This is a genomic window from Aequorivita sp. IT1282 (assembly GCF_058068205.1).
In genome coordinates this window covers 425102-436898 of the sequence record NZ_JBYRHR010000001.1, presented here as the reverse complement: position 1 = coordinate 436898, position 11797 = coordinate 425102, and the positions used below count along the sequence as shown (strand labels likewise).

Annotated in this window: 9 protein-coding genes; 4 read left to right on the top strand and 5 right to left on the bottom strand. The window is 35.0% G+C overall.

The features are described 5' to 3' along the window. Positions 1-56: 56 nt before the first annotated feature. Complete coding sequence (locus tag AC3RVG_RS02050) at positions 57-1253, top strand: fibronectin type III domain-containing protein (protein ID WP_489689766.1); 1197 nt, start codon at positions 57-59, stop codon at positions 1251-1253. 167 nt (positions 1254-1420) lie between these two features. On the opposite strand, the gene AC3RVG_RS02045 is transcribed toward AC3RVG_RS02050, so the two are convergent. The 5 genes from AC3RVG_RS02045 to AC3RVG_RS02025 form a co-directional block, all read right to left on the bottom strand. Next, the gene (locus AC3RVG_RS02045) at positions 1421-1618 is read right to left on the bottom strand and encodes a DUF1328 domain-containing protein (RefSeq protein WP_489689765.1); all 198 of its coding nucleotides are present in this window, start codon (positions 1616-1618) and stop codon (positions 1421-1423) included. Positions 1619-1718: 100 nt separating this feature from the next. Then, positions 1719-3452 (bottom strand): hypothetical protein, encoded by a 1734-nt coding sequence (locus AC3RVG_RS02040; protein WP_489689764.1) that lies wholly within the window; start codon positions 3450-3452, stop codon positions 1719-1721. Between the two features lie 2 nt (positions 3453-3454). Then, positions 3455-4663, bottom strand: coding sequence for a DUF4249 domain-containing protein (locus tag AC3RVG_RS02035; protein WP_489689763.1), 1209 nt, complete (start codon positions 4661-4663; stop codon positions 3455-3457). A gap of 5 nt (positions 4664-4668) precedes the next feature. Beyond that, positions 4669-7431 (bottom strand): TonB-dependent receptor, encoded by a 2763-nt coding sequence (locus AC3RVG_RS02030; protein ID WP_489689762.1) that lies wholly within the window; start codon positions 7429-7431, stop codon positions 4669-4671. A 19-nt stretch (positions 7432-7450) separates the two neighbouring features. Then, the gene (locus tag AC3RVG_RS02025; RefSeq protein ID WP_489689761.1) at positions 7451-8185 is read right to left on the bottom strand and encodes a hypothetical protein; all 735 of its coding nucleotides are present in this window, start codon (positions 8183-8185) and stop codon (positions 7451-7453) included. 149 nt (positions 8186-8334) lie between these two features. On the opposite strand from AC3RVG_RS02025, the gene AC3RVG_RS02020 reads away from it, so the two are divergent. The 3 genes from AC3RVG_RS02020 (at position 8335) to AC3RVG_RS02010 (ending at position 11793) form a co-directional block, all read left to right on the top strand. Continuing rightward, a complete protein-coding gene (locus AC3RVG_RS02020) occupies positions 8335-8814 on the top strand; it encodes a hypothetical protein (protein ID WP_489689760.1) in 480 nt (159 codons plus the stop codon). Between the two features lie 60 nt (positions 8815-8874). Further along, positions 8875-9216, top strand: a complete 342-nt coding sequence (gene arsC, locus AC3RVG_RS02015) for an arsenate reductase (glutaredoxin) (protein WP_489689759.1) — start codon at positions 8875-8877, stop codon at positions 9214-9216. Between the two features lie 84 nt (positions 9217-9300). After that, the gene (locus tag AC3RVG_RS02010; RefSeq protein ID WP_489689758.1) at positions 9301-11793 is read left to right on the top strand and encodes a TonB-dependent receptor; all 2493 of its coding nucleotides are present in this window, start codon (positions 9301-9303) and stop codon (positions 11791-11793) included. Positions 11794-11797: the final 4 nt, after the last annotated feature.

Genomic DNA, 11797 nt, shown 5'->3' with positions numbered 1-11797 from the left:
TGCAGTGAACAGTTCAGTAATTTAAGAATAGATTATTTTTTTAAACCTAAAAATTTATGAAAACAAAAATACTTTCAGTTTTATTCATTGCCCTCAACTGTTTAAGCTGTAGCAAAGACAGTAGCGATGAGGAAAATATATCTTTTATATTTCAAGTAGAAGTTCAAAATGTTACAGATAGGGCTGCAACAATAACATGGACCGCACCTGAAGGCTCAAATATATCTTACAAAATATATCTTAATAATGAATTGACTGAGGACAACTTTGCGCAAACAGCATATACATTTACCGGACTTGTAGCTGATACTTCTTACAATGGTAAAATTACTGCCACAAATGGTAGCCAAACGGCAACAGTAAATTTTTCATTTAATACAAATGTTTATACCGCAAATGTTTATGAAAACAGTATTTTTTTAAATACCCAGGAAGCTGTAAATGAATTTGGTTCTCATCACTATAATGAAATACGTTACAATTTAACGCTTCACGGATTTGAGATTTACGATTTAACTCCGCTGAATGACTTAAAAAAGGTTTATGGTGAAGTTAAAATTGGTCATACAACGGCCCAAACTCTTGAGGGATTAGAGAATTTGGAATTTATTGGGCAATCTTTGGAAATATATTACAATCACGAACTACTAAATCTAAATCCATTGGAGGGACTTACCCATATTGGAGGTGATTTAATATTTTATTCAAATTCTATTTTGGAAGATATAGATGGACTTCACAATGTATCAAACTTTACGGGTGGACTACAAATTGAGGGTTCAAAAATTGTAGAATTAAATATTCTAAATGATGCCACAAGGCTTAAAAATCTATATTTTGGTTTTAACACTGAGTTAAGATCAATAAATGGTTTACAGAACGTTACAACAATTGATGAATTTCTGGATATTGATTATAATGAAAATATAGAAAGTCTAGAAGTTTTGAGTACGCTAACAACTGTAGGAACTTATGCACTAATTAGCTCTTCAAAAATTTCCAGAATGGGACTAACAAGCTTAATTTCTGTAGGTGAAGACCTTAGAATATACGTAAACCCAAATCTTATTAACCTTAATGATTTGGCTAATTTAACAAGTTTTGGAGGTTTAAACATTGGAGGCAATAATTCATTGGCTGATTTTTGTGGAATTTCTGCGGCAGTTATCAATATGAATAGTTCGGGAGATATTTTTAATAATCAATATAACCCAACACTTGATGATTTCTTAAACGGAGAATGCAGCCTTTAAAAAAACAAAGGGAACAAGATTTAAATCTAAGTTCCCTTTGCAAATCATATTCCTTCAACTGGCATTATCCTATTGGAAGTTTTACGGGTTTATTCTCAGCTGTTTAAACTTAAGCACCCCGATATGATAGTTTTATAAATGTACATAAACTTGTTTTTGGAACCAATTCATTTCCAAAACTTTAACATTGATGTTTTATTTTTTTTTCTCCCCCTAAAATCAACTGCCCAAAAAACTAAAAATAAAAAGAGAAACATACCTGCAATATATTTGGCAGGCTCAAGCCCACCTTCGCCTATACCAATGAAGCCTATGACCCCAAAGACGATGGCTAAAATGAAGTATATTGCTTTCCAATGAAGCATGATAAGAATGATTTTATTAGCGAATCGATAAGAACCATTAAAGTTAATAGATTATATTAACATATTTTAACATAATCGCATAAATTTTTAACGTTTTATGTTAATTTTCCAAAACCCTAATGTAGTGTTTGTCAGAGAGATACACTCCCTGACTGGAAAAACCTTCTATCAAAATTTCAAAAGTTCCCGAAACATCTGAAGTATAAAATGATGTTGAAAAACCTTTTTCAGAAAGATTTATTTCAGGTTGCCAAAGTAGCTGTACTCTGTAATCTGGTATTCTCGAGAGTTGAGCATTACCGCTATAATCTGGACTGTAATATTCCTTTTGCTTAACCAAAGCAGGTAGATTCATTTCTTCAGAATATTCATTGTATAAACTTGTATTGAAATCTCCTTTTTTAGTTTCCACAGCAATAATTCCGCTATAGATTTTAGAACCATAACGATATGGCTGAATAATAACGCGGATATTATCAATATCACGCGCGTTGTAATTTATCAATTCAGAATTATCCTGAATCAACATTCCATCCATTAAAACTAGTGGATCTATGCTATTAAATTTTGCTATATTATTTGGATCGTACGCATTATTTACTAAAAACCGAATATTCATTTCTGAACCTCTTATTGCCGCGAGTGTTACCACTTCAATAAAAGTTTCTCTAACCGTTGGGAATCGCGTATAGTCGTCTAAAAAATAAACCGTTCCCAAGTGATTATAAAACGAAGGATTAATTTTATTCTTTAAGATACTATCCTTTTTTGTATCGTAATATGCGTTTTCAACTTGCATTTGCACACTGCGTTCTTCCAGCCACTCCTTCAATTGTGGCTCCAATTTTAGGTAGTATTGCGCGCCCTCCGTAATTTTTAAATCCTTATCGTCCAATACAACTTTGTGCGAATTTCTTGCTGCTTCGTCTCCATATAACTGCACAATACTTTTCTCGGCATCATAGGATTCATTTACAGAAAAGAAAAAGCGGCCTTGTGCATTTGTTTTAGCTGTTTTGAAAATAAAATCCTTTCCGGGGATGGTTAATGCCACTTCTTTATTGGCAGCAGGAACATTATCAGTTTTTGATACAACGACTCCGGAAATCAGTTGGCCACGGAGTTCGGGAACATAAAATACTTCAGAAGAAATAGCTTTACTAGCTTTTGAAACTTCATTTGAAATCTTAAGCGGATTTACCTTTCTTACTGAAATACTATAATATCCGTTCGCACTAATATCAGTACTTTCCAGATTTAAAGTCACTTTTTCGCGTAAGCCAAAGGATTGTTTATTCAAATTAACTTTAAGTGTTTTTGAATCAACTTTATTTTCTGAAATATTGAAATCCTTTTCAACAGAAGCTTTTATAAAAATGGTATCCTTTGTAGCGTTAGCCACTTCGCTTTTCACGAAAGTATTTATAACATAAATATCCTTTTGCGCAAAAGCGTTCTGAGCGTTATTTTTTGAAAAATTAGTGTAACCAATCAGCTTGTAAATTCCTGTTTTTAGATTGGAAGGAATAAAGAAATCACCGTTCGCCGCTCCGTTTTCTATCTTCAATTTATGGCTAAAAACTACCGAATCGTTAGCGCTACGCAGTGAAACGTAGAGTAACTTACTGAGTTCGCTTTTTTTGTTTGCGGAATTTAAACTGTACGCTTTATACTGAAGTAATTCGCCAGCGAGCAATGTACTCGAGTTAATGGACAGTTGAACAATTTCCTGAGGAAAGACACTAGTATCAACTAAATTATCTTTCTTCAGAATTTGCGCATCTCCGGCTATTCCGAAAAAAATAAATACTATAAAAACTAAATTCTTTATCATAATTAATCTTCCCAAAAATCGGGTCTTATGTTTGATGAAAATGAGGTGCAAACACTGCATTCTGGCTGAACAACTCTATAGATGCGACGCGTATTTGCAGCGAGTACTTGGTAATCACTATATTTTATAAGTTGATAGAAAGCTTCGCGCTCGTTAGGATCATCATCCATTACGGTGGCATCATTATAGTCTAAAGTTAGCACTTCGCAATCCACAAAATAGGGTGGTTTCTCTAGCCCAACATCTTCGTAATTAAAATATATGCGTTTTGAAGTCATTGAAGAAGCCTCAAAGAATCCCAATACCTTTTGGCTTGCATCTTCTTCTGAAACCATATTGCCGGCTACATAGCCTGGCTGACCTTGCGACAGTAAACTTTCAACGCTACCAAGTTCCTTTATAATTTTATAAAACGTAAAAGCTTCAACACTCTGAACATATTGCTTTACCAAAATGCTATATCGTGTTTGAAATCTAGCATCAAGTTTTGAGAGATATCTAACAGGGAAACGAAACACTCTGTTTTCATTAAGCTCTGTTGTAGTTGTTTGGGTAATTCCTGTAGAAATTTCAGTAGTATAACAAATTTCTTCAGGTTCTCTTGGTGTTAATACAACATCGTAAGTGCCAACAGTATAATCGTAATTTATAATTTCAACAAAAAATGGCGACGGATACGGGGCAACAATTTTGTAAGTTTCTTCATATTCATATCTAAAATACTTAGCGTTGCCAGAAGGATCCTCGGTGTTTACTAAAACCTGCACACCGTCCTTGTCATCATCCGGATTGTTTATTCGCTCTGCATAAACATCATTCATTTCTATTGAAGGAGGCAAACTTACTTCAGTAGAAGTATAGCGCTTTCCGTCTCGCGTAATTATGCTTAAATGATAAGTTACATTTGGTTCTGCACGAAAAGAATTGTTTGAAATATAATAACCTTTTTCGCTATTCCAAGAAAAAGTGAAGTTATCGCCACTGCTAGTATTTACAACAACCGAAGCATTACTTTCAACAAGTATTTCAGGATTTTCTAAAGTTGACGTTTTGCTCAGTTTAACAATTTGTGGTTTCATTTCGTCGGTTATGGTGCTTTCTACAACCAAAACACTTTCAAAATCTACAGTCTCAATTACATAGGCTTCGGTACAACCTATTTGAGTAAGAAGTAGTACGAAAAGAACGGTAAATAAAATTTTTGTTTTCATCTTTTCTAAAACTTGAAGTTATATGTTATAGTAGGAACAGGAATTGAAAAAATTGAGGTTTTATAGGCCTTTATCTCTCCAGCATCATTCACGAAAAATACGGAATATGGATTGTTTCTTCCCAAAACGTTATACACAGATATATTAACAAAACTGTGTGCTAGCTTATTCAATTTGTGGTTTCCTTCAATGTTTACCCCTAAATCTAGACGGTAATAATCTGGAATTCTGAATTGATTCCGGTCGCTATAAAGCACTTGTTCCTCCCCCGCAAAAACATAACGCCCTATTGGATATGTAATAGGTCGCCCTGTTTGATAGGTAAAATTTCCTGAAAAGCTAAAACGCTTCGTAAGCTTGTAATTTGCAACTACTGAAAAATCGTGTGGCTTATCGTAGTTCGCGGGGAAAAATTCGCCATTATTTACGCGTTCCTGCATAATTTGGCTATCCAGTTTTACTTGCGATCGCGAATAACTGTAGCCTACATAACCATTAAATCTACCAGCATTTTTCTTAACCAAAAGTTCTAAACCGTAGGCTTTTCCTTCGCCTTGCAGTAGTTCAGTTTCAAGGTCGTCGTTCAAAATTAATTGCGCTCCAATTTTATAATCCAGCAAATCGGCCATTGTTTTGTAATAGCCTTCTAAGCTAAATTCCACATCCTTTCCTGGAAGATTTTTGAAGAATCCTAAGCTGTATTGATTCGCTCGTTGTGGCGCAATATTTAGGTCGGAAAGTTTCCAAATATCTGTTGGCGATTGCGTAGTATTTGTTGAAAGAAGATGCAAATATTGAATTGTTCTGTTAAACCCAGCTTTCACGGAAAAATCACTTCCCAACAAATAACGTGCTGCAAGCCTATATTCTGGGCCGCCGTAGGTTTCAATAACTTCGTTTTTGTCGTAATTTCTAACTTCTATTACCGAACTTTCATTTTTTGGAACACCTTCTTCGTAAACATTTTGAGTAGCTTCACCCAAGGCTGCATATAATGAATAGCGCAAACCAAAATCTAATAACAGTTTTTCACTTACTTCAAATAAATCGGCAAGATATACAGCAGATTCCAAACCTTTTTCACGATCCAGCGTTTTTGCTTCTACATCAGAATTTGTTCCGATAGGTACAATATCTCCAGGATTTATAGAATACAGCTTACTACTTACACCGTAACTTAACTTGTGTTTATTGCTAATTTTATAGTTTAAATTAAGCTTTGCTTGGTATTCGTTTAGTTCATAACCAAAATCAAAATCTTCGTTTGCATCTGCTTCATAATTGATTCCGTATTTGTATTGACTATTCACCAAAATAACTTCTGCCCTACTCTTTTCGCTGAAATTGTGTCCGTATTTCAATGAAATTAGGCGGTTGTTATAATCAAAAATAGAATCGGAAGTTATACTAAAACGGTCTTTACTATAATATACTGTTCCCTGAATGGTGTTATCGTTGTCTATATTGTGTTTGTATTTTACAATGCCGTCGTAAAAAGAAGCTTCACTGTTTTTTAGTTCTTCTTCGTCCAAACTTCTTAAAATATAATCTGAATATGTAGCTCTAAAACCAGCAATTAACGAGGCTTTTCCCTTTACAACGGGAACTTCTACAGCGAGATTTGCGGTTATTGGCCCAACAGAACCTTCACCTTTAAATTTTTCCATATCGCCAGATTTGGTTTCAATATCAAACACAGATGATAATCTACCTCCATATTCCGCAGGAATGCTGGCTTTATAAATTTCTAAACTGCCAGTGGTAAAAGGATTAACTGCTGAAAAGAAACCCAAAAAGTGCGACGGATTGTAAAGTACGGCATCGTCCAGTAAAATCAGGTTTTGATCTGCTCGTCCACCACGCACATTGAAACCACTCGAGCCTTCGCCGGTAGTTTTAATCCCAGGCATTGTGGTTGCAACTTTTAAAATATCGCGCTCGCCCAAAACCAGCGGAATGGTTTTAATAGCTTCAATATTAATATTGGTAACGCCAACAACTGCATCGCGCACATTGGCGTCTTTATTAGATTTTACAATCACTTCTTCGAGCGACTCGGTGTTTTCTCTCAGTTCTAAATTGAGCGTGCCATCGCCATATACAATTACGTCTTGGCGAATTCTTTCAAAACCCAAAAGATTCGTTTCCAGTTTATTTAAACCATACGGCAAACGAATGCTGAAACGCCCTTCGGAATCGGTTACTGAATATTTACTTCTATCTGTAGTTGAAATAGATAGATTTTGAAGCGGTTCGCCAGTTTTAGAATTTTTAAAAACACCCGAAAGTGTGTATGTTTTGTTAGCAGCATTTGGAGTTTGCTTGCCTATTGTCACCAATTTTCTAGTCTGCACGGTTCCCTGCCCAGCATATTCTTCTTGAAATATTGGCGCATTATTATTGTCTTCAATTACCTTTTCATCAGGTTTAGATTCGTTGAAAAAATCTGTTGGCAATTCAGTGTAAACGTAGGTGTTGTTTAAGAGAATTACATTTCCATCGTTTAAAACATAGTTGATATTTGTATTGCTGAAAAGACCATCCAATACTGTACGAAGCGACTCATTTTCGAAAGTGACTGTTACAAAATGTCCTTTTAGCCAAGATTCTTCAAAATAGAAAGTTTTATTTGTGAGTGTTTCTACTTTTAAAACGGCTTCTTTTAAAGGTGTATTTTTAAATGTTGCCGAAATATTTTCACCGTTCTGTGCGAAGGATACGGTAGTAGTCAATAAAAATATAACAATGGCAAAAATTCTATTTTGCATGGAGAAATTCGACATCAAATTATAACTGATTAGTTTCCTTTTTTGGCCCATCAAGATATTTCACAAGATTTGCCATAAAAACGTTGGGGTTAGCTTTGTAGAGCGTTTTGTAACTTTTATAAAACGTTCTTATTTCTTCTTCTTTCTGCGGAAGTATTTTCCGCATATCTCTTGGAGAGTTGATTATCGTGTACTTGTCGTTACTTTTCAGCACGTAGAAATTGTCTTCAGAAAACCTATATTGAATACCTGTATTTAACGCTTTGTCTTTCTTCCGTTTTGCGTGTTTTATATACAATTCAAGATCATTGCCAAGGAACGCTGCTTCAAAAAAACCATTTCCGGAAAGATTCAAGTTTGTGTCTGTAAGCCTAACAAAGTTGCGATTGTATATTGAAAAGGATTCAACAAATTCTGGAATTAAATTCACATTAAAAACGCTCAAATTATCGTTAGAGCTTGTTAAAAGTCTGTCTTCTAAAAGGTCGTATTTCAATAAAACATTTACATAATATTGTCCATTGTAGGTTACAGCTCCTTTGGTGTAATCAAAACCATTGAAATATCTAAAGGTTCCATCTGTGTTTAAAAACAGGTCTGTAAATTCTGTCCCATTATAAAGACCAGTATTATTTAGACCGACAAATTTATCGTAGGTTTCGTAAATTTTGCTTTCTGAAGTCGTTTGAGAAAACGCCTCCAAATTTGGTAATAAACAAATTATTAAGGCAATGCAGGTTTTTGTAAAATACATTTTTATTTTTTGCGAAGTTAAATGTAAGCAAAATTGATTCCTGCCAAAATAAATATGCTGTTAAAACAACTTCATTCCATCAATTTTTCTTTTTAAGGATATATCTTCGTTTAATACAATTTAAAATAATTTCACTTTTAATAAACCGAATGAAGGCTGCATCCTTAAAAGAAATTAAAACCGAGCTAACTCACCGTTCTACGCAGGAATTGCTGGAGCTTTGTCTTCGACTTTCAAAATTTAAGAAGGAAAATAAGGAATTACTCACCTATTTATTATTTGAATCTGCAGATGAAGAAGCATTTATTCAGAGTATAAAAGAGAAAGTAGATACAGATTTTGAAACCATAAATACCAAGACTTTTTTCTACATAAAAAAAAGTGTTCGGAAGATTTTACGGGAGCTTAAAAAATTTATTCGTTATTCGCAAAACAAAGAAACCGAAGTAGAACTTTTGCTCTATTTTTGTGAAAAGCTAAAAGATTTTAAACCATCCATAAAACGAAACGCGACGCTCACCAATTTATACAATAGACAAATTGATTATATTTCGAAAAAAGTGGAAACACTGCACGAAGATTTGCAATACGACTACAAATTAGAATTGGAAGAGTTATCGCAAAAATAATATGATGTTTGAGAGTAAAGCAAACCTTGAATCTTAAACTTTGAATATTGAATTAAATATATGACCACATTATACCACAACCCTCGTTGCAGCAAATCGCGCCAAGCGCTTCATCTTTTGGAGGAGAAAGGCGAAACTATTGAAATTATAAAATATCTTGAAAACCCACCTTCGCACCAAGAATTAAAGCAGGTTATAGAACTACTAGGTATAAAACCAATTGAGCTCGTTAGAACCAACGAAGCTGAATGGAAGGAAAACTACAATGGCAAAAATCTTACCGATGACGAGCTAATTGATGCAATGATTAAATACCCGAAACTTATAGAGCGCCCAATCGCAATAAATGGCACTCATGCCGTAGTTGGAAGACCGCCCGAAAAGGTGTTGAATATTTTATAATTTCAAGTTTTTTATTTAACAGAATTTTAGCAATTCTCAATTAAACCACCTCTATTTTCGCTGGTCAAAATTGCTAAAGATTACATGAAAATTAAACTGACCCTTCTGCTCGTGTTTGCCACCACTATCTTGATGGCGCAAAACCCTGAAAAAAAACAAGTTAACATTAAAGGATTAATTCTCGAAGATGGTACAAACTATCCTTTGGAGTACTCCACAGTTTCTTTCATTAATAAAGGAGGAAAGACTGTTACAGGCGGTATTACTAATGAGGAGGGAATGTACAGTATTGATGTGCCCGAAGGTGTTTACACTGTAAAATATGAATTTATTTCATATAAATCTAAAGAAGTTCCAAATCAGAATTTTACAAAAAACACCACATTACCTACTATAAAACTGGCCTTAGACGCTGCAAGTTTGGACGAAGTTGTAGTTCGTGCTGAAACTACCGAAGTGCAAGTTAGGCTAGACAAAAAAATATACAATATTGGTAAAGATCTTACTGCAGGAGGAGCCACGGTTAGTGATGCTCTTAACAACGTTCCATCTGTAACCGTTGATATTGATGGCGCCATTGCCCTGCGTGGAAATGAAAACGTTAAAATACTCATCAACGGAAAACCTTCCGCAATAGCCGGGTTTGGCTCTACCGATGCTCTTCGCCAACTTCCTGCCGAAGCCATTGAAAGAGTTGAAGTTATTACCTCTCCTTCCGCAAGATACGATGCCGAAGGAACTGCTGGAATTCTGAACATTATACTTAAAAAAGAAAAAACGTTAGGACTTAACGGCTCTATCAGTACCAGTATTGGCGTACCGTTAAATAGTAATGCATCTGGAAACATAAACTTGCGTACAGACAAATTCAACATTTTTAATACAACAAGTGTTTACTACCGTAATGGTCCAGGAAAGGCACTTTTCGATAATAATTATTTCTCTCGTACTTTCATAGATGACAATGGAGACTCAGTAACGGTAGATCCGCAATTCGATCAAGTTATTGAACGTAGAGATTATAGCAGACAAGGCGATGGATTCAATACAAATTTGGGGATTGAATATTTTTTAAACGATAAATCATCGATAACGGCAAGCGGTTTTTACCGTAAAGGTGGCGGCCATGACGTAACTACAAATAACACTTCTAATTACAATGATAATATTGTAGAAGAAAGAATTCTAAGAGTAGAGAATGAAGATGAAGAAGATTCTAACTATCAATTTTCATTAAACTACGTAAACAACTTTAATGATAAAGGCCATAAATTAACTGCCGATTTGCAATACGATCGCGGGAAAGATGACGAGACCTCATTGATTACAGAGCAAAGAACTTTCCCTGATGTTTTAGTGCTTTCTGCTGAAGAAATTATTGAAAAGCAAAACCAAACAGAATATTTAGCACAAGCAGATTATGTGCTTCCTATTGGTGAAAATGCTCAGTTTGAAGCCGGTTACCGCGGTAAATTTGAAGAATCTGAAACAGATTATAACTTATTTGAAGAAACTGGAACATCTGGAAATTTTGTAAGAAACGACAGCCTTTCAAATGTATTCACCTATAATGAAAACGTACACGCTTTTTATTCGCAGTACGGAAATAAATTTGGAAAATTTTCATTCCTGCTCGGTCTTCGCCTTGAAAACACGCAATTAAAAGGTAAAGTAGATGCCGAAAATGTTTCGGAAGACACTCCTTTAAATTTAAATTTCGATAAAAACTACACTGGCTTATTTCCAACGGTGAATCTTACTTTTGAATTACAAGAAAGCGAAAACATAACTTTAGGTTACAACAGACGAATCAACAGACCGCGTCACTGGTTTATAAACCCTTTCCCGTCACGTTCAAGTGAGGCAAACGTATTTCAGGGTAACCCAGGTTTGGATCCAGCATACGCAAGCGCTTTTGACTTGGGTTATTTAAAACGTTGGAAAAAACTCACCTTGACAACTTCTATTTACTACCAGCACGAAACCGATGCTTTTGAAAGAGTACAGGAAGAAACTGGCGATGTAACCAGCAACGGAATACCGATAATTCGTACACTACCTATCAACCTTTCTACAAACAAACGTTACGGTTTTGAATTAGGATTGCTTTACAACCCTACAAAATGGCTTAACTTAAACGGTAGTTTCAACTATTTCCAGTTTGAAACAGAAGGTTTTTACAATGGTGTAGACTATGGTGCCGAAAACACAAGCTATTTTGGGCGTTTCAGCAGCAAAGTGAAACTTCCTTGGAAAGTTGAATGGCAATCCAATGCTTTTTACAGAGGGCCTTCAAACAACTCCCAAACCGAAAGCGATCCTATCTTATCTGTAGATATGGCGATGAGTAAAGACATTATTAACGACAATGCTACCTTGGCTTTGAACGTAAGCGATTTGTTCAATACCAGAAAAAGAAACAGTCTTACCACTGCAAGTACGTTTACTAGTGAAAGCGAATTTCAATGGAGACAACGCCAAGTAACGCTAACATTTTCTTATAGATTCAATCAGAAAAAACAACGTCAACGTCCCGAAAGAGGCGGTAATATTGACGATGGTGGATTTGAGGGTTAGATTA

What these genes read in the sequence shown, in the direction of transcription:
- arsC (WP_489689759.1), top strand. Translation starts at nt 8,875, where the DNA reads ATGACCACATTATACCACAACCCTCGTTGCAGCAAATCGCGCCAAGCG.
- AC3RVG_RS02010 (WP_489689758.1), top strand. Translation starts at nt 9,301, where the DNA reads ATGAAAATTAAACTGACCCTTCTGCTCGTGTTTGCCACCACTATCTTG.
- AC3RVG_RS02030 (WP_489689762.1), bottom strand. Translation starts at nt 7,431, where the DNA reads ATGCAAAATAGAATTTTTGCCATTGTTATATTTTTATTGACTACTACC.
- AC3RVG_RS02050 (WP_489689766.1), top strand. Translation starts at nt 57, where the DNA reads ATGAAAACAAAAATACTTTCAGTTTTATTCATTGCCCTCAACTGTTTA.
- AC3RVG_RS02035 (WP_489689763.1), bottom strand. Translation starts at nt 4,663, where the DNA reads ATGAAAACAAAAATTTTATTTACCGTTCTTTTCGTACTACTTCTTACT.
- AC3RVG_RS02040 (WP_489689764.1), bottom strand. Translation starts at nt 3,452, where the DNA reads ATGATAAAGAATTTAGTTTTTATAGTATTTATTTTTTTCGGAATAGCC.
- AC3RVG_RS02025 (WP_489689761.1), bottom strand. Translation starts at nt 8,185, where the DNA reads ATGTATTTTACAAAAACCTGCATTGCCTTAATAATTTGTTTATTACCA.
- AC3RVG_RS02045 (WP_489689765.1), bottom strand. Translation starts at nt 1,618, where the DNA reads ATGCTTCATTGGAAAGCAATATACTTCATTTTAGCCATCGTCTTTGGG.
- AC3RVG_RS02020 (WP_489689760.1), top strand. Translation starts at nt 8,335, where the DNA reads ATGAAGGCTGCATCCTTAAAAGAAATTAAAACCGAGCTAACTCACCGT.